Here is a 21,325-nt window from a genome sequence, read left to right on the forward strand (position 1 = left end):
GATCCGGCAATGGGTCGGGGATCGGTCGTTTATTCGAGAAACGCCGGCGCAAGCCGGCGTTTTTTATGCCTGCCGCAGCGACCGCGGAACTAGAGATTCTTCCGCGCCGGCACCAGCAGATTGCCGAACAGCAGTCCGGCGACCAGCGCCATCACGATATTGGTCACCGCCAGCAGCGCCGACTGCCCGCCGGACACGTCGTGCTGCTGCACCAGGGTCAGCAGTCCGCGCAGGCTGGCGCTGCCGGGCACCAGCATGATGATGCCGGGCAGGCGGATCAGCGCGCCCGGACGCTGCACCAGCCGGCCGAACAGATTGCCGGCCGCGGTCAGCGACATCGCCGACAGGAAGATCCCGACCGGGCTGCCCCAAGCCTCGCCGGCGAAGCGCGCGATCGCGTAGCCGGCCACCGAGGCGGCCATCACCCACGGATAGTCGCGGCCGTTGGCCTTGAACAGCAACGCGAACGCGTACGCCGCGACCAGCAGCGACGCCCATTCCACCCACACCGCCTGCGGCCGCGACGCGTGCACCAGTGGCTCCAGTCCGAGCAACTGCGCCAGGGTCACCGCGATCACCGCGCCCACGGTGAGCTTGAGGATGGTGGTGACCGCGCCGGCGAAGCGCGCCGTGCCGGACACCCAGTGCTGGCTGGTCAGTTCGTTGACCGCATTGGTCAGCGCCATCCCCGGCAGCAGCACCACCAGCGAGGCGATGATCACCGAATTGAGGTTCAGCGGCGCCACGAAGGTCGCCACCAGCGCGGCGACGACGCCGGCCAGCAGCGCCGCCAGCGCCTCGTTGGCCTCCTTGGCGGCCGGGCGCTTGTCGGTGAGCTGGGTCAGCGCGCCGATCAGCAGGCCGATCGCGGTGGCGGTGGCGATGTCAAGCCACGGCAGCCGCCACAGCCCGGCCACGCCCAGCGCGGCCAGGCCGAAGCCGAGCACCTGCATCGCCTTCCAGCGCCGCCCCGGCGGGCGGTCCAGCTGGCGCAGCGCGGTATGGCCCTGGGCCACGCTCATGCGTCCGCTGGCGACGTCGTCGGCGATGCTGTCGGCGACGCTGAGCTTGTGCAGATCGTTGTCGCCCGGCGCCAGCCGCACCACGCGGGTGATGTCGCTGGAGCCGATCGCCTTGGTCGGATCGCTGAAGCTGAGGATCAGCCCGGTCGGGTTGGACCAGGGTTCGCAATCCAGGTCCAACTGCTGCGACAACGCCACCACCGCCGCCTCCAGGCGTTGCGCGGTGGTGCCGTAGGTGTGCAGGCGGCCGGCGATCTCGGAGACGAAGGCGATCCGTTGCGCATAGGTGGCGCTGGCAGAGGGAGTGGCGATGGGCGCGGCTTGCATGTCGGCTAGTATGGCGCGAACCCCGCGCACAGCCACCCTGTGGCGCACGACGACATTGCGGTGCAGGCGAAACAGGTATGCTCGCGCCCGGACACCCCATGATCGAACCGCAACCGCCAACACTCAGCCAGGACGACCGAGACCCCACGCGGGTGCGGCTATCCGGCAGTTGGACGCTGGCCACCGCGCTGGCGTCGTCCGACGTGCTGCGCACGCTGCCGGCCGGCACCACCGGCATCGACGCCAGCGGCATCGGCCAGCTGGATTCGGCCGGCGTGCTGCAGCTGATGCGCTACGCCACCCGCAACGGCATCGCGCACGAGGCGCTGAACTTCCGCCACGACCACCAGGCGCTGGTCAGCACCATCGAGGACGTCGCCGACGACCGCCCCAAGCGCAAGCGCGACTACGGCTTCGCCGCGGCGCTGGAGCGCCTGGGCTACGCGGTGCACCGCAACGGCAAGGAGATCGTCGCCCTGGTCGGCTTCCTCGGCGAGACCCTGGTCAAGGTGCTGCGCCTGGTGCACGAACCGCGGCGTTTCCGCCTGACCTCCACCGTGCACCACATGGAACAGGTCGGGCTGGACGCGGTGCCGCTGGTCGCCCTGCTGTCCTATCTGGTCGGCGCGGTGATCGCGTTCCTGGGCTCGACCATCCTGCGCGACTTCGGCGCCGAGATCTACGTGGTGGAACTGGTCAGCATCGCCTTCCTGCGCGAATTCGCGGTGCTGCTGACCGCGATCGTGCTGGCCGGGCGCACCGCCAGCGCGTTCACCGCGCAGATCGGCGCGATGAAGGCGCGCGAAGAGGTGGATGCGATCCAGACCCTGGGTCTGGACCCGATGGACCTGCTGGTGATCCCGCGGCTGGTGGCGCTGCTGGTGATGCTGCCGCTGCTGACCTTCGTGGCGATGATCGCCGGCCTGGCCGGCGGCGTCACCGTCGGCGCCTTCGACCTGGGCATCCCGCCACAGATGTACCTGGCGCGCATGCACGACACCATCCAGCTGCGGCACATGCTGGTGGGCCTGTCGAAGGCGCCGATCTTCGCGATCGTGATCGGCCTGATCGGCTGCCTGGAAGGCCTGCGCGTGGAAGGCACCGCGCAATCGGTCGGCGAGCGCACCACCTCCAGCGTGGTGCAGACGATCTCGCTGGTGATCATCATCGACGCGATTGCCGCGCTGTGGTTCATGAACGTGGGGTGGTGACGTGAGGCCGGGAATCGGAAATCGGGAATCGGGAATCGGGAAAGCCGGCTGCATCAGTGCATCCGGCCGGGAGTGCACGCTTTGACCATTCCCGATTCCCCAGTCCCGATTCCCGACCAAGAACTGGCCATCTCGGTCCGCGGCCTGCTCAACCGCTTCGGCACCCAGACCGTGCACGAAGACCTGGACCTGGACGTGCGCCGCGGCGAGATCCTCGGCGTGGTCGGCGGCTCGGGCACCGGCAAGTCGGTGCTGATGCGCAGCATCCTCGGCCTGCGCGAGCCCGATGCCGGCCACATCCGCGTGCTCGGCGTGGACACCGACTCCCGGCGCCGCGAAGACCGCCTGCACGTGGAGCGCAATACCGGCGTGCTGTTCCAGGACGGCGCGCTGTTCTCCTCGCTGAGCGTGGGCGAAAACGTGCAGGTGCCGCTGAAGGAGCACTTCGGCGAACTGCCCGACAGCTGGCATTACGAACTGGCGCTGCTGAAGGTGAAGCTGGCCGGGCTGCCGGCCGATGCGATCAACAAGCTGCCCTCGCAGCTGTCCGGCGGCATGCGCAAGCGCGCCGGGCTGGCGCGCGCGCTGGCGCTGGACCCGCCGCTGCTGTTCCTGGACGAACCCACCGCCGGGCTGGACCCGATCGGCGCGGCCGCCTTCGACCGCCTGATCCGCACCCTGCAGGAAGCGTTGGGGCTGACCGTGTTCCTCATCACCCACGACCTGGACACCTTGTACGCTATCTGCGACCGCGTGGCGGTGCTGGCCGACCGCAAGGTCATCGCTACCGCGCCGCTGGCCGAGATCGAGCAGGTCGACCACCCCTGGATCCAGGACTATTTCCACGGCCCGCGCGCGCGCGCGGCGCGCGACGCCAAAACCGCCTGGACCGAGACCCACTGAGCCATGGAAACCAAAGCCAACTACGTCCTGATCGGCGCCTTCACCATCGTGGCCGGGCTGGCCTTGCTGCTGTTCGGGCTGTGGGCCGCCAAGTATTCGTCCGACCGCACCTGGCAGGAATACCGGGTGGTGTTCCGCGAGGCGGTGACCGGCCTGTCGGTGGGCAGCCCGGTGCAGTACAACGGCATCGCGGTCGGCTCGATCACCGAACTGACCCTGGCGCCGAACGATCCGCGCCAGGTGGTGGCGCGGGTGCGGCTGAACTCGACCACGCCGATCAAGAGCGACACCCGCGCCAAGCTGGGCATCACCAGCCTGACCGGGCCGTCGATCATCCAGCTCTCCGGCGGCACCCCGGAGGCGCCGTCGCTGACCTCCATCGACACCAGCGACGCGCCGATCATCCAGACCACGCCGTCGGCGCTGCAGAACATCACCGACACCGCCAACCGCATCGTCGAGCGCCTGGACGAAGTGCTCAGCGACCGCAACGTGGCCAGCATCACCGCCACCCTGCACAACCTGGAAACGATCAGCGGCTCGCTGGCCGACCGCGACGAAGGCATGCAATCGCTGATCCTCAGCGCGCGCGATGCCGCGCGCAATCTCGACGTGACCCTGAAGACCACCAACGGCACCATCCAGCGCCTGGACCAGAACCTGGTGCAGCAGCTGCCGCCGATCCTGGACAAGCTGGAAAGCACGCTGAGCAAGCTCGATTCGGCATCCGGCAACGCCGACAAGATCCTGGGCGAGAACCGCGCGGCGATCAACAGCTTCGCCAACGACGGCCTGGGCCAGCTCGGCCCGACCCTGACCGAACTGCGCGGGCTGATCCGCGACCTGCGCCGGGTCAGCGACCGCCTGGACAACAACCCCGCGCGCTACCTGCTCGGCCGCGACGCCCCGAAGGAGTTCAAACCCAAATGAAGCCGACGCGCGCCCTCCTGCTGCTCGCCCTTCCGGCCCTGCTGCTCGCTGGCTGCTCCGCGCTGGGCGGCGGCAGCAAGGACCCGGTGACGATCTACGCGCCCAACGTGCGCGTCGCGCCGGACCCGACCTGGCCGCAGGTGACCTGGCAGCTGGCGATCGCCAAGCCCAGCGCCGCGCGGGTGGTCGACAGCCCGCGCATCGCAGTGCGCCCCACCCCGGGCGAACTGCAGGTCTACAGCGGCGTCAGCTGGGCGCAGCCGGCCACCGACATGCTGGAGGACACCCTGGTCCGCGCGTTCGAGGATTCCGGCCGCATTCCCGGCGTGGCCCGGCTCGGCACCGGCATCCGCGCCGACTACAAGCTGTTGCTGGACCTGCGCCGCTTCGAATCCGATTACGCCGGCCACGACGTGCCATCGGCCACGATCGAGCTCAACGCCAAGTTGCTGTACACGCCCGACCAGCGCGTGGTCGCCTCGCGCACCTTCCTCGCCGCGCAACCGGCCGCCAGCACCGCGCAGGCGCAGGTCGCCGACGCCTTCAGCCAGGCGCTGTCGCAGGTGACCGGCGACGTGGTCGGCTGGACCCTGCAGCAGGGCCAGGCCGATGCGGCCACGGCCCTGGCGCCGGTGCCAAAGGTCGCACCGGCACCGCGCCGCTGATCCAAAGCCCCTCTCCCACCGGGAGAGGGGTTGGGGTGAGGGTCCGGCGCGAAGCGTCTCGCGGAGTTGGGGGCACGGGGCTTCGCCCTTACCCGCATCCGCCCCTTCGAGGCACTTCCCCCGAAAAGGAGGCCATGCTCCCGAGGGGAGAAGGGAATTCGTGGCCGCTAACGCGCGGCGATTTTCCGAAACGTCAGATTGATCCGCTCGCCGACCGGTTTCGCAGTCCGCGGCAAGGCATGCCGGTACAGGCGCTGGGTCTCCCCGCCCATCAACAGCAAGCCACCGGCGCTCAGTTCCAGCGCCTGGCGCAGCGCCGGCTCCTGGCGATGGCGCAGCACGAAGCGGCGCGTGGCGCCCAGGCTCAGCGAGGCGATCAGCGGACGCGCGCCCAATTCCTTTTCGTCGTCGCTGTGCCAGCCCATCGCATCGCGGCCGTCGCGATAGCGATTGGCCAGCACGCTGTTGAACGCGACTCCGGTCTCCGCGGCCAGCCGTTCGCGCAACGGCTGCAACGCCGGCGGCCACGGATGCGGCGCGAAGCGGGTACCGGAATAGCGGTAGCTCGCCTCCGGGTCGCCGATCCAGCAGCTCAGCCGCGGCGAATCCACCATCCGCCCGAACAGGCGGATGCGGTGAACCTCCCAGGCCACCCCGGACAGCAAGTGCGCCAACAGCGCCGCCGCCTCGGCCGGGGCGAGCCAGCCGGGCAGCCAGCGGACGTCGGCGCCGGGCAGATCGAGTTGCATCGCGCCACGCTAGCATGCCGGCCGGCACCATACGCCAGCGTGCGGAATTTGCCCCGTCACGCACAAAGCCTGAAAATGCAGACAGCCAGATCGAGCCAACGGGAGCGGACCAGATGACGGAATTGGAGGGCGGCGCCAACGCGCCGGAGCCAGTGGAACGCGACGTCATGGAATACGACGTGGTCACCGTCGGCGCGGGTCCGGCCGGGCTGGCGTTCGCGATCCGGCTCAAGCAACTCAACCCGGACATCTCGGTCTGCGTGATCGAGAAGGCCAGCACGGTCGGTGCGCAGATCCTGTCCGGCGCGGTGATCGAACCGGCGCCGCTCGACGCGCTGCTGCCCGGCTGGCGCGACAGCCCGCCGCCGATCTGCGTGCCCGCCGGCGAAGACGAGTTCTGGCACCTGAGCAAGGACGGCGGGCGCAAGTTCCCGATCGTGCCGCCGGGCATGCGCAACCACGGCAACTTCATCGTCAGCCTCGGCGCGCTGTGCGCGTGGCTGGCGCCGCAGGCCGAAGCGCTGGGCGTGGAAATCTATCCCGGCTTCGCCGCCGCCGAGACCCTGCATGCCGACGACGGCACGGTGCTCGGCGTGCGCATCGGCGACATGGGCGTGGCCAAGGACGGGTCGCACAAGCCCGGCTACACCCCCGGCATCGATATCCGCGCCAAGGTCACGGTGCTGGCCGAAGGCGCGCGCGGGCACCTGACCAAGCGCCTGGTCAAGCGCTTCGCGCTGGACGCCGACAGCGACCCGCAGGCCTATTCGATCGGCATCAAGGAACTGTGGCAGCTGCCGGAAGGCCGCGTGGTGCCCGGCAAGATCGTGCATACCCTGGGCTGGCCGGCTGACAACGCCACCTATGCCGGCAGCTTCCTGTACCACCTGGAGAACAACCAGGTGGCGCTGGGCTACGTCAGCGGCCTGGACTACCACGACCCGGAATACCGGCCGTGGGAAGCGTTCCAGCAGTGGAAGAACCACCCGCTGATGAAGCCGCTGCTGGAAGGCGGCACCATCCTGTCGGCCGGCGCCCGCGCCATCGCCAGCGGCGGCTGGCAGTCGTTGCCGAAGGTGGAGATGCCCGGCGCGCTGCTGATCGGCGACAGCGCCGGCCTGCTCAACGTGCCCAAGATCAAGGGCACCCACCAGGCGATCCGCAGCGGCATGCTCGCCGCCGAACACCTTGCCGCCGGCGCGGCGCTGAACCCGGCCGGCTTCGACGCGCGGCTGCGCGGCTCGGAGGTGATGGCCGAACTGCGCCAGGTGCGCAACATCAAGCCCGGTTTCAAGAAGGGCATGTGGTTCGGCCTGCTCAACGGCGCCTGGGAGACCCTGGTCAAGGGGGCCTCGCCGTGGACGCTGAAGGTGACCGCCGACTGGTCGTCGCTGGACCGGCTGGGCGAACACGAACAGCCTAAGCGCGACTACGTGCAGCGCGACCTGGCGCCGCGCGACCGCCTGCAGGCCGTGTACTTCGCCGCCACCGAACACGACGAGGACCAGCCCGTGCACCTGCAGGTGCTGGACCCGCAGATCTGCGTGACCCGCTGCACCGAGGAATACGGCAACCCCTGCACCCGCTTCTGCCCCGCCGCGGTGTACGAGATCGTCGACGACGCGGCCGGCAAGCGCCTGCAGATCAACGCCGCCAACTGCGTGCACTGCAAGACCTGCGACATCAAGGACCCCTACGAAATCATCAACTGGGTCACGCCGGAAGGCGGCTCCGGGCCGAACTACCAGAACCTGTGAGCCACACGCTTCCGACACGATGCTCCTGCTGCGCCGCCGCCGCGTTCTTCGCCACGTGACATCGCGATGAGAGCCCGCTGGCGCAAGGCCGGGCTTGCCGCGCGTGCGGCCGTCGAGCGGCACGGCGGCGGCTGGCGCGGCCTGGTCGCGGTTGCCGAGCGCAGCTGGAAGGTCCTGCGAGCGCTGGGCCTTGCCGGTTTCGTGCGGCGCCTGCGCAATGCCGCGCACGCGCAAACGTCGGCACCTCCGCCATCGGATGTCGCGTTTCCCGCGCCGACGCCGATCGAGCGCGTGCAACTGCGCGTGGGCGTGATGGCCCACGTTTTTTACCCCGACCTGCTGGGTGAATTGGCTGAGGCGCTGACCGCCATGCCGGTGCCGTACGTGCTGATGGTGTCGGTCATCGACGCCGACGCGCAGGCCGCGGCCCAACAGCGCCTGGCGTCGTTGCCCAACCTGCAGACGCTGCACGTGCGCAAGGTCGCCAATCGTGGCCGCGACCTGGCGCCGTTGATCGTGACGTTCCGCGAGGACATCCTCGCGCTCGACATCGTGGCGCACTGGCATAGCAAAAAATCGCTGTATACCGGCAACGAGCGCCAGGATTGGCGCAACTACCTGACCGCGTCCCTGTTCGGTTCGGCGCAGCGGATCGGCTGGATTCTGGGCATGTTCGCCGCCGAACCGCGGCTGGGCATCGTGTATCCGGAAAGCTTCGCCGGCGTGCCGCTGTGGGCGCATACGTGGCTGAGCAACCTGCAGGCCTGTCGCGAACTGGGCCAGCGACTGGGCGTCGGCATCGATGCGACAGCCTATATCGATTTCCCGGCCGGCTCGATGTTCTGGGCGCGCGTGGAGGCATTGCGGCCGATCTACGCACTGGGCTTGAACCTGCACGATTTCCCGGAAGAGCGCGGCCAGATCGACGGGACGCTGCAGCATGCCCTGGAGCGGATGTTCGTGGCGGTGGCGCGCCAGCACGGGCTGCTGGCCGGCATTCTGCCAGCGGACGGAACGCTCGCGCTGAGCACGGAAGGAAGCCGCAACTGGATGCAGGCCTTCCAGATGCCGCTGGCCACACGCGTGGCGCTCTCGGCGATCGATGCCCACGTGGTATCGCTGGACGTGTTCGACACCCTGGTGACGCGCCCCTTCCTGACCCCTGCCGGCGCGCGCGCCTATCTCGCTCATCTGGCCGCCGAAACGCTGGGCGTCGCCGACTTCGCCATGTTGCGCGAGGGCGCCGAAGCGCGCGCGCGCGCAACGGCCGGGCGCGATGTCGACCTGGACGCCATCTATGCCGCGATGGCGCACCTCGCGGAGGCGAAAGACCTTCCCTTGCACGCCCTGCAGGAACTCGAACTGGATACCGAAGCGCGCCTGTTGCGGCCGCGTCAGGCGCTGGTCGCCGCTGCCGCCGCGCTCGCCGGCAACGGCCGGCGCCTGGTCGCCGTGTCGGACATGTACCTGGACAGCGCCGACCTGCAGAGGGTGCTGCCATCGGCAGTGCGCGGACTGCCGCAAGCCTGGTACGTGTCTTGCGAAACCGGCTGGCGCAAGGACGACGACCAGGCCTGGGAACGGCTGCCGGCGCGCGAAGGCGTGGCGGCGCGGCAGTGGCTGCATGTCGGCGACAACGAACAGGCGGATATCCAGCGCCCGCAGATGCATGGCTATCTCACGCCCGTGCATGTGCTGCGGCCAGCGGCCTTGCTCGACGTGGTCCCGGCGTTGCGCCCGTTGCGGCCTGCCGCGGGCGCATCCAGTCCCTGGCAGGATCAGTTGTGGCTGGGCCTGCTCAGTGGCCACCTGGCGGATCTGGCCGATGCCCGGCCGGAGCAGTTCGGCCACCGCCTGCGCCTGGAGTCGCCGACCTCGCTCGGCTACCTGGTCTTCGGCCCGTTGCTCGCCGACTACCTGCTGTGGCTGTCGCGCGTGGCGCTGTCGCGCGGCATCGGCCAGATCCTGTTCCTGAGCCGGGAAGGCTATCTGCTGCAAAAGGCGTTTGCGCAGCTCCAGGCGGCATGTCCGCCGCTGGCCGCGCTGCGCGGCCGCTATCTGCTGGCCTCGCGCCGCGGCACCGGCGTGCCGACGCTGCGCGAGGCCAGCGACCTGGAGGCATTGCTCGGCAGTACCTACACCGGCAGCCTGCAGGATCTGCTGCAGGCACGGCTCGGCACTGCAGCGACACGCGCGATCGCAGCGCAGCTCGGCGCCGCAGACATGCGCGGCATGGTGATGCTGCCGGAGATGCGCACCGCTTTGCTGCAAAAACTGGCGCCTGCGATGCCGGCGCTGCTCGACGTCGCCGCAGTCGAACGCGAAAGCTATCTGCGTTACTGGCGCGCCACGGTCGAAGACGCGCCAGCCATGGTGGCGGACCTGGGCTACGCAGGCACCATCCAGGCGCAACTGGGCAGGTTGACCGGAACCGCGCTGGGCGGCGGCTATTTCGCGGTGAACGACGGCATCGCGCAGGTCCAGGCCAGCGGCTGGGCCGAAGCGCGCTACTTCGATGGCCGCAAAGGGGATGCGGAAACCTCGGCGATCCTGCGACACGACCTGCTGCTGGAAACCTTCCTGACCGCACCGGACGGCCAGTTCTCGCACTTCGCGTTGCGCGACGATGGCAAGGTCGAACCCGTCTTCGCCGACAACGAACTGGATCCCACGCACTTCGCCACGGTCGCCGCAGTCCAGCAAGGCGCGCTCAATTTCGTCGCCGACCTTTGCGCCGTCGGCGGCAGCGAGACCTGGCAATTCACGTTCGACCGGGCATTGATCCAGGCGCCATTGCGCTGCCTGGGCGAGGGCCGCTGGCAGGCCGGCGACTGGGCGCGAGGCTTGGCGGTCGGCGATGCGTTCACTGGCCGCGGCCGGGTCGCCGTGACCATCTGAGCGGCGTCCGCGCCGCGGTAGCGTCAGGCTCTGCGGAAAGCGACCCCGGTCTTGGCAACCAGTTCCGCTTCGTCCACGCCGTCGGCCGCCTCGACCAGCACCAGGCCCTCCGCGCTCACGTCGAACACCGCCAGGTCGGTGATGATGCGGTCGACCACGCCCACGCCGGTCAGCGGCAGGTCGCACTCGGGCAGCAGCTTGTGGCTGCCGTCCTTGGCCACGTGCTCCATCAGCACCACCACGCGCTTGACCCCGGCGACCAGATCCATCGCCCCGCCCATGCCCTTGACCATCTTGCCGGGCACCATCCAGTTGGCCAGGTCGCCGCGCGCGCTGACCTGCATCGCGCCGAGGATCGCCAGGTCGATATGCCCGCCGCGGATCATCGCGAAGGAATCGTGGCTGCCGAAATAGCTGGCACCGGCGCGGGCGGTGACGGTCTGCTTGCCGGCATTGATCAGGTCGGCGTCCACCTCGTCCTCGCTCGGGAACGGGCCGATGCCGAGCAGGCCGTTCTCCGACTGCAGCCACACGTCCACGCCCTCGGGGATGTGGTTGGCGACCAGGGTCGGCAGGCCGATGCCCAGGTTCACGTAGGCGCCATCGGTGAGTTCGCGGGCGGCGCGCTGCGCCATTTCGTCGCGGGTCCAGGCCATGTCAGGCGTCCTTCTGGCGCAGGGTGCGCTGTTCGATGCGTTTCTCGGGATGCGGGTTGTGCACGATACGATCGACGTAGATGCCGGGTAGATGCACCTGGTCCGGATCGATGCTGCCGGTCTCGACGACCTCCTCGACCTCGGCGATGCAGACCTTGCCGGCCATCGCGCAGGCCGGGTTGAAATTGCGCGCGGTCTTGCGGAACACCAGGTTGCCGGCCGCGTCGGCCTTCCAGGCCTTGACCAGGGCCACGTCGGCCTGCAGCGCGGTCTCCAGCACGTAGTGCTTGCCGCCGAATTCGCGCGTCTCCTTGCCCTCGGCGACGATGGTGCCGTAGCCGGTGGCGGTGAAGAATGCGGGAATGCCGGCGCCGCCGGCGCGCAGGCGCTCGGCCAGGGTGCCCTGCGGATTGAACTCCAGCTCCAGCTCGCCGGCCAGGTACTGGCGCTCGAATTCCTTGTTCTCGCCGACGTAGGACGAGATCATCTTGCGGATCTGCCGGGTCGCCAGCAGCTGGCCCAGGCCGAAGCCATCGACGCCGGCGTTGTTGGAGATCACGGTCAGGCCGGTCACCGCACTGTCGCGCAGCGCGGCGATCAAGGCCTCGGGGATGCCGCACAGGCCGAACCCGCCGACCGCCAGGGTCTGGCCATCGCCCACCACGTCGGCCAGCGCCGTGGCCGCGTCGGGGAAAAGCTTGCCGCGCCGTCCGGTCGCCCGGGTAGAGGTGTCGCCCATTCGCCAGCTCCGCATCGGAAGTAGACAAGTAGTTTAGCCGGTCGCCGCGCGCGGCCCGCTGCGCACTGCCGCAATGACCGATTAAGGGCCGGAACGTTACACTCCAGGTTCCCCCATGCAAGGTCCCTCCCCTATGTCGCTTCCCGCATTCAAGGCCTACGACATCCGCGGTCGCGTTCCCGACGAACTGAACGAGGACCTGGCCCGCCGCATCGGCGTGGCATTGGCGGGGCAATTGGAGAGCGGGCCGGTGGTGGTGGGCCACGACGTGCGCCTGGCCAGCCAGGGGCTGCAGGACGCGCTGTCGGCCGGCCTGCGCGCCAGCGGCCGCGAGGTCATCGACATCGGCCTGTGCGGCACCGAGGAAGTGTATTTCCAGACCGACCACCTGCAGGCCGCCGGCGGGGTGATGGTCACCGCCAGCCACAACCCGATGGACTACAACGGGATGAAGCTGGTGCGCGAGAATGCGCGCCCGATCAGCTCCGATACCGGCCTGTTCGCGATCCGCGACACCGTGGCCGCCGACACTGCGCCTGCCGGCACGCCGACCGCGGCCGAGCACAGCCGCACGGACAAGTCCGCCTATATCGCGCACCTGCTGAGCTACATCGACATCGGCTCGCTCAAGCCGCTGAAGCTGGTGGTCAACGCCGGCAACGGCGGCGCCGGCGCCATCGTCGACCTGCTGGCGCCGCACCTGCCGTTCGAGTTCGTGCGCGTGTTCCACGAGCCGGACGGCCACTTCCCCAACGGCATCCCCAATCCGCTGCTGCCCGAGAACCGCGAGGCCACCGCCAAGGCGGTCAAGGAACACGGCGCGGACTTCGGCATCGCCTGGGACGGCGATTTCGACCGCTGCTTCTTCTTCGACGAGAACGGCCGCTTCATCGAAGGCTATTACCTGGTCGGCCTGCTCGCGCAGGCGATCCTGGCCAAGCAGCCGGGCGGCAAGGTCGTGCACGACCCGCGCCTGACCTGGAACACGATCGAGATGGTGGAAGATGCCGGCGGCGTGCCGGTGCTGTGCAAGAGCGGGCATGCCTTCATCAAGGAGAAGATGCGCAGCGAAAACGCCGTGTACGGCGGCGAGATGAGCGCGCACCACTATTTCCGCGAGTTCGCCTACGCCGACTCGGGCATGATCCCGTGGCTGCTGATCGCCGAACTGGTGTCGCAGTCGGGCCGTTCGCTGGCCGACCTGGTCGAGGCGCGCATGCAGAAGTTCCCGTGCAGCGGCGAGATCAACTTCAAGGTCGCCGATGCCAAGGCCGCGGTGGCGCGGGTGATGGAGCATTTCGCCACGCACGCGCCGGCGCTGGACTATACCGACGGCATCAGCGCCGAATTCGCCGACTGGCGCTTCAACCTGCGCAGCTCCAATACCGAACCGCTGTTGCGCCTGAACGTGGAAACGCGTGGCGATGCGGCATTGCTGGAAGCGCGCACGCAGGAAATTTCCGACCTGCTGCGCGACTGATCTCCCCTCCCCCCAGACGCACTATGGAGTTCCCCCGCCCATGAGCGACGTCCTACCCATCATCCTGTCCGGCGGTTCCGGCACCCGGCTCTGGCCGCTGTCGCGCGAGTCCTACCCGAAACAGTTCCTGCCGCTGGTCGGCGAACACAGCATGCTGCAGGCCACGTGGTTGCGTGCGGCGCCCGTGGCCGGGCACGCGCCGATCGTGGTCGCCAACGAAGAGCACCGCTTCGTCGCCGCCGAGCAGTTGCAGCAGATCGGCGTGAAGCCGCAGTCGATCCTGCTCGAACCCAAGGGCCGCAATACCGCCCCGGCGATCGCCGTGGCGGCGCTGGAGGCCACCCGCAACGGCGCCGATCCGCTGCTGCTGATCCTGCCCTCCGACCACGTGATCCGCGACGAAGCGGCGTTCCAGGCCGCGGTACGCGCGGCGGCCGCCGCCGCCGAGCAGGGCAAGCTGGTCACCTTCGGGATCAAGCCGACCGCGCCGGAAACCGGCTACGGCTACATCAAGGCCGGCGCCGGCAACGGCGTCAGCGCCGTCGAGCGCTTCGTCGAGAAGCCGGACCTGGCCACCGCGCAGGGCTACCTGGCTTCGGGCGAGTACTACTGGAACAGCGGCATGTTCCTGTTCCGCGCCTCGCGCTACCTGGAAGAGCTGCGCCGCTTCCAGCCGGCGATCGCCGACGCCTGCAGCAAGGCCTGGGAAGCGTCCAAGCGCGACGCCGATTTCACCCGCCTGGACAAGGACGCCTTCGCCGCCAGCCCGTCGGACTCGATCGACTACGCGGTGATGGAGAAGACCGCCGATGCGGTGGTGGTGCCGCTCGACGCCGGCTGGAACGACGTCGGCTCCTGGTCGGCCCTGCTCGAAGTCTCGCCGCAGGACGCGCAGGGCAATGCGCACCACGGCGACGTGATCGAGATCGATTGCCGCAACACCTACGCCTACGGTTCGCGGCTGATCGCGATGGTCGGGCTGCAGGACGTGGTGGTGGTGGAGACCGACGACGCGGTGCTGGTCGGGCACCGCGAGCGGATCCAGGAGGTCAAGGAGATCGTGGCCAGGATCAAGGCCAGCGGCCGCTCCGAGGCCACCTGGCATCGCAAGGTGTATCGCCCGTGGGGCGCCTACGATTCGATCGACAACGGCCAGCGTTTCCAGGTCAAGCGCATCACCGTCAAGCCCGGCGCCACGCTGAGCCTGCAGATGCACCACCACCGCGCCGAGCACTGGATCGTGGTCAGCGGCACCGCCGAGGTCACCCGTGGCGAGGAAGTGCTGCTGCTCACCGAGAACCAGAGCACCTACATCCCGCTGGGCGTGACCCATCGCCTGAAGAACCCGGGCAAGCTGCCGCTGGAACTGATCGAAGTGCAGTCCGGCAGCTATCTGGGCGAGGACGACATCGTGCGCTTCGAGGACACCTACGGGCGCACTTGAGTCCTGCTGCAGCGAAACGAAAAAAGCCGGGTCGATGCCCGGCTTTTTTCGTTTCCGCCCTTCAGGTCGACACGCGCCGCGCTATGCGGACTGCGGCGCCTGCGCGGCCAGTTCGCCGATCACCCGGCGCAGGCCATCGCGCCACTGCGGCAACACCAGCGAAAAATCCCGCTGCAGCCTGGAGATATCCAACCGCGAATACGCCGGACGCCTGGCCGGGGTCGGATACTCGGCCGTGGCGATCGGCAGCACGCGCGGCGCACGCGCCAGCAGGCCCGCGGCGAGCGCCTCTTCGAAGATCGCCTCGGCGAAGCCGTGCCAGGTGGTCTCGCCGGCGGCGGTCAGGTGCCAGGTGCCAGATTGCGCGGCAGCGCGTTGCGCGAGGACGTGCGCGGTGACGTCGGCGATCAACGCTGCCGGCGTCGGCGTGCCCACTTGGTCTGCGACCACGCGCAATTCGTCGCGTTCGGCGCCGACGCGCAGCATGGTGCGCAGGAAGTTGCTGCCATGCGCGGCGTAGACCCAGGCGGTGCGGAAGATCAGGTGCTGCGCGCCGGAGGCGCGGATCGCGTCTTCGCCGGCGAGCTTGGTCGCGCCGTACACGCCCAGCGGCGCCGTCGGCGCGTCTTCCGGATACGGGTGGGTGCCCTGGCCGTCGAACACGTAGTCGGTGGAGTAATGCACCAGCGGCACGCCATGCGCCGCACACCAGCCGGCGATCGCGGCCGGCACCTCGGCATTGGCGCGCAACGCGGCGTCTCGGTCCTGTTCGGCGCGATCCACGGCGGTATAGGCGGCCGCATTGACCACGGCCGTCGGCTGCAGCCGGTCCAGCAAGGCGCCCAGCGTCTGCGGCTGATCGAAGTCGGCTGTTTCGCAGGCGCTGCCGTCGGGCAAGCGGCCGCTGCGCGTGGTCGCCAGCAACGGCCCGCGCCCAGCCAGCGCGCGCAACAGCTCCTGGCCGACCTGGCCGTTGGCGCCGAACACCAGCGTGGTCACGGCGCGTACACCGGCAGGCGGTCTTCGGCGATGTCGGCCAGGAACGGCGCCATCGCATCCTTGGCCGACAGCACCGGCTGGCTGATCGGCCAGTCCACGCCGATCGCCGCGTCGTCCCAGCGCACGCCGGCGTCGGCTTCCTTCACGTACACGTCGGTGCACAGATAGCTGAACACCGCGCGCTCGGACAGCACCGCGAAGCCGTGCGCGAAACCTTCCGGGATCCAGAACTGTTTCTTGTTCTCCGCGCTCAGCACCACCGCCGCCCAGCGACCGAAGTGCGGCGAGCCGCGGCGGATGTCCACGGCGACGTCGTAGACCTCGCCTTCCAGCACGCTGACCAGCTTGCCCTGCGGGCGCGGCCACTGATAGTGCAGCCCGCGCAGCACGCCCTTGGCCGAGGTCGAGACGTTGCTCTGCACGAAGTGGGTGGGCAGCCCATGCTGGCCGAACCGCTCGGCGTTCCAGGTCTCGAAGAAGTAGCCGCGTTCGTCGCCGAACACCGCCGGCTCGATCACCACGCAGCCGGGCAGATTGGTTTCAATCACTTTCACGGAACAATTCCTCGGACAGCCAGTTCATGCAGGTATTTGCCATAGTCGTTCTTCAACAGCGGCGCGGCGAGTTTTTCCAGCTGCGCGGCATCGATCCAGCCCTGGCCGAACGCGATCTCTTCCGGGCAGCACACCTGCAAGCCCTGTCGCGACTGGATGGTCTCGATGAAGTTGGAGGCCTCGTGCAGCGACTGATGCGTGCCGGTATCCAGCCAGGCGTAGCCGCGGCCCAGCGGTTCCAGGTGCAGTTCGCCCGCCTCCAGGTAACGCCGGTTGAGATCGGTGATTTCCAGCTCCCCGCGCGGCGAGGGCTTCAACGCGGCCGCGTGCTCGCTGGCCTGGCCGTCGTAGAAGTACAGGCCGGTCACCGCATAGTTGGAGCGCGGCTGGGCCGGCTTTTCGGCGATGTCGATGACCTTGCCGGCCTGGTCGAACTCGGCCACGCCATAGCGCTCCGGATCGTTGACCCAATAGCCGAACACGGTGGCGCCGTGCTGCCGCGCGTCGGCGCGGCGCAGGGTCTCGGTCAGGCCATGGCCGTGGAAGATGTTGTCGCCCAGCACCAGGCAGCTCGGCTTGCCGTCGATGAACTCGCGGCCGATCAGGTAGGCCTGCGCCAACCCGTCCGGACTCGGCTGCACCGCGTACTCCAGGCGCATGCCCCACTGCGAGCCGTCGCCCAGCAACGCGCGGAACAAGGCCTGCTCGTGCGGGGTGTTGATGATCAGCACCTCGCGGATGCCGGCCAGCATCAGCACGCTGAGCGGGTAGTAGATCATCGGCTTGTCGTACACCGGCAGCAGCTGCTTGCTGACGCCCTTGGTGATCGGATACAGCCGGGTGCCGGAGCCGCCGGCCAGGATGATGCCTTTGCGTTGGGTCATGAGGTGCTTCCTAGGAAGTCCGCACATCGATGTGCGGGCTCTTTTGCGAGGGACTCGCGTTATGCCGCCGTGCCGATGCGTTCCAGCCGGTAGCTGCCGTCGAGCACGCCCTGCACCCAGGCCTGGTTGGCCAGGTACCAGTCCACGGTGATGGCGATGCCCTGCTCGAAGCTGTACTGCGGCTCCCAGCCCAGCTCGTTCTTCAGCTTGGACGCATCGATCGCGTAGCGCCGGTCGTGGCCGGGGCGGTCGGCGACATGGGTGATCTGGCTGGCGCGCGGCTGGCCGTCGGCGCGCGGGCGGCGCGCGTCGAGCAGCGCGCAGATCGCCTGCACCACCTCGATGTTCTGCTTCTCGGAGTTGCCGCCGACGTTGTAGGTCTCGCCGACCCGGCCCTTGGCCAGCACGGTGCGGATCGCCTCGCAATGGTCGCCGACGAACAGCCAGTCGCGCACCTGCTTGCCGTCGCCGTAGACCGGCAGCGGCTCGCCGGCCAGTGCCTTGGCGATCACCAGCGGCACCAGCTTTTCCGGGAAGTGGTACGGACCGTAGTTGTTGGAGCAGTTCGTGGTCAGCACCGGCAGGCCGTAGGTGTGGTGGAACGCGCGCACCAGGTGGTCGGAAGCGGCCTTGGAGGCCGAGTACGGCGAATTGGGCGCGTACGGCGTGGTCTCGGAGAACTTGCCGGTCTCGCCCAGGGTGCCGTAGACCTCGTCGGTGGACACGTGCAGGAAGCGGAATGCGGCGCGCGGTCCTTCCGGCAGCGCCTTCCAGTGGTCGCGCACCGCTTCCAGCAGGCCCAGGGTGCCGACCACGTTGGTCTGGATGAAGGCGCCAGGGCCATCGATCGAGCGGTCCACATGGCTCTCGGCGGCGAAGTTCAGCACCGCGTCGGGCTGGTGCTCGCGCAGCAGTTGCGCCACCAGATCGCGATCGCCGATATCGCCCTGCACGAAGACGTGGTCGGGATTGCCTTCCAGCGTCACCAACGTGTTCAGATTGCCGGCATAGGTCAATGCGTCCAGATTGATCACGCGCACCCCGCGCGACACCGCTTCCAGCACGAAATTGCCGCCGATGAACCCGGCGCCGCCGGTTACTAGCCATGTAGCCACTGTCACGTCTCCTGGTCGGCGCTGCGAGGCGCGCCGCTGCTCAAACCGCACAGGATATACGCTTTGCCGGGGATGGTCGCCTGCGCCTGCCGGGCCGGGTTCAGACTGGGGCAGCCGCCTCCGACCGCCACCATACGCCCTCGCATGGTCCATCGCCGCCGGTTAGAATCCACCGACTGCCCCGTGCCAGCCGCCGCGGCCGGGCCTTCCCGCACTGCTGAAGGATCTCGTACAAGATGAAAATCCTCGTCGCCTACAAGCGCGTGGTGGACTACAACGTCCGCATCCAGGTCAAGCCGGACGGCTCCGGCGTCGTGACCGAGGGCGTCAAGCTTTCCCCCAATCCGTTCGACGAAATCGCCCTGGAAGAGGCGCTGCGCCTGCGCGACGCCGGCGTCGCCAGCGAGGTGGTGGTGGTCACCCTGGCTCCGGCCGATGCCGCCGCGCACCTGCGCAACGGCCTGGCGATGGGCGCCAACCGCGCCATCCACGTCGTCACCGATGCCGCGATCCAGCCGCTGACCGCGGCCCGCACCCTGCTCAAACTGGTCGAGCAGGAGCAGCCGGACCTGGTGATCCTGGGCAAGCAGGCGATCGACGACGACGCCAACCAGACCGGGCAGATGCTGGCCACGCTGTGGGGCCGCCCGCAGGCGACCTTCGCCGGCAAGCTGGTGGTCGCCGACGGCAAGGCCACGGTGACCCGCGAAGTCGACGCCGGCCTGGAAACGCTGGAAGTGGACCTGCCGGCGGTGGTCACCACCGACCTGCGCCTGAACGAGCCGCGCTTCATCAAGCTGCCCGACATCATGAAGGCCAAGAGCAAGCCGCTGCAGACCCTGGCCTTCGCCGACCTGGGCGTGGAGTCCAACGACAGCCTCGCCACCACCCACTACGCGCCGCCGCCCAAGCGCAGCCGCGGCGTGATGGTCAAGGACGCCGCCGAACTGGTGGCCGCACTCAAGCAGAAGGGGTTGCTGTAATGGCCAAGATCCTCGTCGTCGCCGAACACCTGAACGGCCAGCTCAACGCGGCCACCGCCAAGACGGTCAGCGCCGCGCAGGCGCTGTCGCCGGAAACCATCGACATCGTCGTGCTGGCCGCCGACCCGGCCGCCGTCGCCGCACAGGCCGCGCAGATCGCCGGCGTGAGCCGCGTGCTCACCGTCGCCGACCCGGCCAACGCACACGCCATCGCGCAGGTGCTGGGGCCGCAGATCGCACAGCTGGCGCAGGGCTACAGCCACGTGTTCGGTCCCTCCACCACCTTCGGCAAGGACCTGATGCCGGTGGTCGCCGCGCTGCTCGGGGTCAACCAGATCTCCGACCTGATGGCGGTCGATGGCGACTATGCCTTCAAGCGCCCGATCTACGCCGGCAACGCGATCATCAGCGTGCAGGCGCCCGCCGACCAGACCGTGGTCGCCACCGTGCGCAGCGCCTCGTGGCCGGAAGCGGCACAGGGCGGCAGCGCGGCGATCGAAGCGGCCAGCGTCAGCGCCACGCTGCCCACCCACACCCGCTTCGTCGGCCTGGCCGCGGGCAGCTCCGACCGCCCCGACCTGCAGAGCGCCAAGCGCGTGGTCTCCGGCGGCCGCGGCGTGGGCTCGGCGGAGAACTTCCAGATCATCTACAAGCTGGCCGACAAGCTCGGCGCCGCGGTTGGCGCTTCGCGCGCGGCGGTGGATGCCGGCTACGTGCCCAACGAACTGCAGGTCGGCCAGACCGGCAAGATCATCGCCCCGGACCTGTACGTGGCGGTCGGCATCTCCGGCGCGATCCAGCACCTGACCGGGATCAAGGACGCCGGCACCATCGTCGCGATCAACAAGGATCCGGAATCGCCGATCTTCGAGATCGCCGACATCGGGCTGGTGGGTGACCTGTTCACCTTGCTCCCGGAACTGGAAACGGCACTGGGTTGACGCCGATGCGGTTCCGATGACTTCGCTGCCGCCCTCCGGCGCCGACGGCATGCCGATGCCGCGGCGACGGCGCATGGACCACCTGGCCGGGTTCGTGCTGCTGTTGTGCGCGGGCTACGTGGCCACGCTGTTCTGGGTGGACCGCGGCAACGGCACGTTCTCGCGATTGAGCGAGGTCGGCCACCTGATGGCGCTGGCGACCTTGCCGGTCAGCGCCAGCTACCTGTTCCGGTACTGGCGCTGGCGCTGGCTGCTGCAGCGCTACGGCCATCCGGTCCCGTTGTTCGCCGGGCTGGCCGGCTATCTGGCCGGCTTCGCCTTGACCGCGACGCCGGGCAAGGCCGGCGAATTGCTGCGTATCCGCTATTTTGCCCGCATGGGCGTGCCCGCGCGGCGCACCATCGCCGTGTTCGTGTTCGAGCGCGCGTCCGACCTGCTGGTCATCCTGGCGCTGTCGCTGCTGGCCGCTCCGGTGTTCCCTACGCTGGGTGTGCTGGCGGCGGTGGTCCTTGCCTTCGTGGGCCTGTTGTTCGGCGCGGCCGCCTGGCCGCCGCTGCTGGACCGGTTGACCGGCCTGGTGCGCTGGATGCCCGGGCGCTGGCTGCAGCGCCTGGCCCAGTTCGCGCTGGCCGCAGCGCTGGAACTGCGCGGCTGCCTCGGTGCGCGCCAGTTCGGCCAAAGCATGGTCGCCGGGTTGATGGCCTGGGGCCTGACCTCCTCGGTGTTCGTCGGCCTGTGCCTGGGGATGGGCCTGGAGCTGGATCCCATCGTGGCGTTCGGCATCTACCCGCTGGCGATGCTGGTGGGCGCGCTGTCCTTCGTGCCCGGCGGCGTCGGCACCACCGAACTGGCGATCGTGCTGATGCTCGACCGCCTCGGCATCGCCACCGCCGACGCGATCGCCGTGGCGGTGGCGGCGCGCCTGGTCACGCTGTGGTACGCCATTCTGGTCGGCGCGCTGGCGATGATCAGGGCCGAGTTCCTGCCCCGCGGCGAGAGCGCCTGATTCGCTAGGTATAATCGCGGCCCCGCAATGGACCGCCAGGCCATCGAATGTCTGCCCCTACC

19 protein-coding genes are annotated in these 21,325 nt (G+C 69.0%); 11 read left to right on the forward strand and 8 right to left on the reverse strand.

From position 1 onward, the window contains the following. Positions 1-89: 89 nt before the first annotated feature. Positions 90-1,349 carry a threonine/serine exporter ThrE family protein gene (locus tag AB8810_RS19810; protein WP_179568563.1) on the reverse strand — a complete coding sequence of 420 codons (1,260 nt, stop codon included), beginning with the start codon at positions 1,347-1,349 and terminating at the stop codon, positions 90-92. A 98-nt stretch (positions 1,350-1,447) separates the two neighbouring features. On the opposite strand from AB8810_RS19810, the gene AB8810_RS19815 reads away from it, so the two are divergent. From AB8810_RS19815 to AB8810_RS19830, 4 genes are all read left to right on the forward strand, one after another. After that, positions 1,448-2,560 carry an ABC transporter permease gene (locus AB8810_RS19815; RefSeq protein ID WP_179568565.1) on the forward strand — a complete coding sequence of 371 codons (1,113 nt, stop codon included), beginning with the start codon at positions 1,448-1,450 and terminating at the stop codon, positions 2,558-2,560. Positions 2,561-2,641: 81 nt separating this feature from the next. Beyond that, entirely contained in the window at positions 2,642-3,463 is an 822-nt protein-coding gene (locus AB8810_RS19820; protein ID WP_369914628.1) for an ABC transporter ATP-binding protein, read from the forward strand. A 3-nt stretch (positions 3,464-3,466) separates the two neighbouring features. Next, positions 3,467-4,393: an MlaD family protein gene (locus AB8810_RS19825; protein ID WP_179568569.1), complete on the forward strand. Its 927-nt coding sequence runs from the start codon at positions 3,467-3,469 to the stop codon at positions 4,391-4,393. Then, positions 4,390-5,058, forward strand: coding sequence for an ABC-type transport auxiliary lipoprotein family protein (locus AB8810_RS19830; protein WP_369914629.1), 669 nt, complete (start codon positions 4,390-4,392; stop codon positions 5,056-5,058). The genes AB8810_RS19825 and AB8810_RS19830 overlap by 4 nt, the downstream gene beginning before the upstream one ends. A 167-nt stretch (positions 5,059-5,225) precedes the next feature. On the opposite strand, the gene AB8810_RS19835 is transcribed toward AB8810_RS19830, so the two are convergent. Then, a complete protein-coding gene (locus AB8810_RS19835) occupies positions 5,226-5,807 on the reverse strand; it encodes an alpha-ketoglutarate-dependent dioxygenase AlkB (protein WP_369914630.1) in 582 nt (193 codons plus the stop codon). Positions 5,808-5,920: 113 nt separating this feature from the next. Here AB8810_RS19835 and AB8810_RS19840 point away from each other — a divergent pair, with 113 nt between their 5' ends. Together AB8810_RS19840 and AB8810_RS19845 are read left to right on the forward strand one after the other, a co-directional pair. Beyond that, positions 5,921-7,564 (forward strand): electron transfer flavoprotein-ubiquinone oxidoreductase, encoded by a 1,644-nt coding sequence (locus tag AB8810_RS19840; protein ID WP_369914631.1) that lies wholly within the window; start codon positions 5,921-5,923, stop codon positions 7,562-7,564. Positions 7,565-7,630: 66 nt separating this feature from the next. Next, positions 7,631-10,462, forward strand: coding sequence for a rhamnan synthesis F family protein (locus AB8810_RS19845; protein WP_369914632.1), 2,832 nt, complete (start codon positions 7,631-7,633; stop codon positions 10,460-10,462). A gap of 23 nt (positions 10,463-10,485) precedes the next feature. On the opposite strand, the gene AB8810_RS19850 is transcribed toward AB8810_RS19845, so the two are convergent. Both AB8810_RS19850 and AB8810_RS19855 read right to left on the reverse strand, forming a co-directional pair. Next, the gene (locus AB8810_RS19850; protein WP_191825428.1) at positions 10,486-11,118 is read right to left on the reverse strand and encodes a CoA transferase subunit B; all 633 of its coding nucleotides are present in this window, start codon (positions 11,116-11,118) and stop codon (positions 10,486-10,488) included. 1 nt (position 11,119) lies between these two features. Beyond that, the gene (locus AB8810_RS19855) at positions 11,120-11,857 is read right to left on the reverse strand and encodes a CoA transferase subunit A (protein WP_369914633.1); all 738 of its coding nucleotides are present in this window, start codon (positions 11,855-11,857) and stop codon (positions 11,120-11,122) included. A gap of 133 nt (positions 11,858-11,990) precedes the next feature. Between AB8810_RS19855 and AB8810_RS19860 the strand changes: the two genes are divergently transcribed. Then, entirely contained in the window at positions 11,991-13,337 is a 1,347-nt protein-coding gene (locus tag AB8810_RS19860) for a phosphomannomutase (protein ID WP_191825426.1), read from the forward strand. A gap of 40 nt (positions 13,338-13,377) precedes the next feature. Next, complete coding sequence (locus AB8810_RS19865) at positions 13,378-14,781, forward strand: mannose-1-phosphate guanylyltransferase/mannose-6-phosphate isomerase (protein ID WP_369914634.1); 1,404 nt, start codon at positions 13,378-13,380, stop codon at positions 14,779-14,781. Positions 14,782-14,862: 81 nt separating this feature from the next. On the opposite strand, the gene rfbD is transcribed toward AB8810_RS19865, so the two are convergent. From rfbD to rfbB, 4 genes are read right to left on the reverse strand one after another with little or no spacing between them, the layout of a single operon-like run. Then, positions 14,863-15,780, reverse strand: a complete 918-nt coding sequence (rfbD, locus tag AB8810_RS19870; RefSeq protein WP_369914636.1) for a dTDP-4-dehydrorhamnose reductase — start codon at positions 15,778-15,780, stop codon at positions 14,863-14,865. Continuing rightward, positions 15,777-16,334: a dTDP-4-dehydrorhamnose 3,5-epimerase gene (rfbC, locus tag AB8810_RS19875; RefSeq protein WP_369914637.1), complete on the reverse strand. Its 558-nt coding sequence runs from the start codon at positions 16,332-16,334 to the stop codon at positions 15,777-15,779. The genes rfbD and rfbC overlap by 4 nt, the downstream gene beginning before the upstream one ends. Next, positions 16,331-17,218 (reverse strand): glucose-1-phosphate thymidylyltransferase RfbA, encoded by an 888-nt coding sequence (rfbA, locus tag AB8810_RS19880; protein WP_179568591.1) that lies wholly within the window; start codon positions 17,216-17,218, stop codon positions 16,331-16,333. Before rfbA ends, rfbC begins: the two co-directional genes overlap by 4 nt. A 59-nt stretch (positions 17,219-17,277) precedes the next feature. After that, complete coding sequence (gene rfbB, locus AB8810_RS19885; protein WP_369914638.1) at positions 17,278-18,333, reverse strand: dTDP-glucose 4,6-dehydratase; 1,056 nt, start codon at positions 18,331-18,333, stop codon at positions 17,278-17,280. Positions 18,334-18,569: 236 nt separating this feature from the next. On the opposite strand from rfbB, the gene AB8810_RS19890 reads away from it, so the two are divergent. The 3 genes from AB8810_RS19890 to AB8810_RS19900 are packed head-to-tail and all read left to right on the forward strand — an operon-like array spanning position 18,570 to position 21,263. Beyond that, positions 18,570-19,316: an EtfB protein gene (locus AB8810_RS19890; RefSeq protein WP_369914639.1), complete on the forward strand. Its 747-nt coding sequence runs from the start codon at positions 18,570-18,572 to the stop codon at positions 19,314-19,316. Beyond that, a complete protein-coding gene (locus AB8810_RS19895) occupies positions 19,316-20,257 on the forward strand; it encodes an electron transfer flavoprotein subunit alpha/FixB family protein (protein ID WP_191825423.1) in 942 nt (313 codons plus the stop codon). The genes AB8810_RS19890 and AB8810_RS19895 overlap by 1 nt, the downstream gene beginning before the upstream one ends. Positions 20,258-20,273: 16 nt before the next feature. Next, complete coding sequence (locus tag AB8810_RS19900) at positions 20,274-21,263, forward strand: YbhN family protein (RefSeq protein WP_369914640.1); 990 nt, start codon at positions 20,274-20,276, stop codon at positions 21,261-21,263. Positions 21,264-21,325: the final 62 nt, after the last annotated feature.

The organism is Xanthomonas sp. NCPPB 3005 (assembly GCF_041228095.2).
GTDB classification, from domain to species: Bacteria; Pseudomonadota; Gammaproteobacteria; order Xanthomonadales; family Xanthomonadaceae; genus Xanthomonas_A; species Xanthomonas_A bonasiae.

Bases quoted from the DNA above. Each gene is read 5' to 3' on its own strand.
- AB8810_RS19810 (WP_179568563.1), bottom strand. From the start codon at position 1,349: ATGCAAGCCGCGCCCATCGCCACTCCCTCTGCCAGCGCCACCTATGCG.
- AB8810_RS19815 (WP_179568565.1), top strand. From the start codon at position 1,448: ATGATCGAACCGCAACCGCCAACACTCAGCCAGGACGACCGAGACCCC.
- AB8810_RS19825 (WP_179568569.1), top strand. From the start codon at position 3,467: ATGGAAACCAAAGCCAACTACGTCCTGATCGGCGCCTTCACCATCGTG.
- AB8810_RS19830 (WP_369914629.1), top strand. From the start codon at position 4,390: ATGAAGCCGACGCGCGCCCTCCTGCTGCTCGCCCTTCCGGCCCTGCTG.
- AB8810_RS19835 (WP_369914630.1), bottom strand. From the start codon at position 5,807: ATGCAACTCGATCTGCCCGGCGCCGACGTCCGCTGGCTGCCCGGCTGG.
- AB8810_RS19840 (WP_369914631.1), top strand. From the start codon at position 5,921: ATGACGGAATTGGAGGGCGGCGCCAACGCGCCGGAGCCAGTGGAACGC.
- AB8810_RS19845 (WP_369914632.1), top strand. From the start codon at position 7,631: ATGAGAGCCCGCTGGCGCAAGGCCGGGCTTGCCGCGCGTGCGGCCGTC.
- AB8810_RS19850 (WP_191825428.1), bottom strand. From the start codon at position 11,118: ATGGCCTGGACCCGCGACGAAATGGCGCAGCGCGCCGCCCGCGAACTC.
- AB8810_RS19855 (WP_369914633.1), bottom strand. From the start codon at position 11,857: ATGGGCGACACCTCTACCCGGGCGACCGGACGGCGCGGCAAGCTTTTC.
- AB8810_RS19860 (WP_191825426.1), top strand. From the start codon at position 11,991: ATGTCGCTTCCCGCATTCAAGGCCTACGACATCCGCGGTCGCGTTCCC.
- AB8810_RS19865 (WP_369914634.1), top strand. From the start codon at position 13,378: ATGAGCGACGTCCTACCCATCATCCTGTCCGGCGGTTCCGGCACCCGG.
- rfbA (WP_179568591.1), bottom strand. From the start codon at position 17,218: ATGACCCAACGCAAAGGCATCATCCTGGCCGGCGGCTCCGGCACCCGG.
- AB8810_RS19890 (WP_369914639.1), top strand. From the start codon at position 18,570: ATGAAAATCCTCGTCGCCTACAAGCGCGTGGTGGACTACAACGTCCGC.
- AB8810_RS19895 (WP_191825423.1), top strand. From the start codon at position 19,316: ATGGCCAAGATCCTCGTCGTCGCCGAACACCTGAACGGCCAGCTCAAC.
- AB8810_RS19900 (WP_369914640.1), top strand. From the start codon at position 20,274: ATGACTTCGCTGCCGCCCTCCGGCGCCGACGGCATGCCGATGCCGCGG.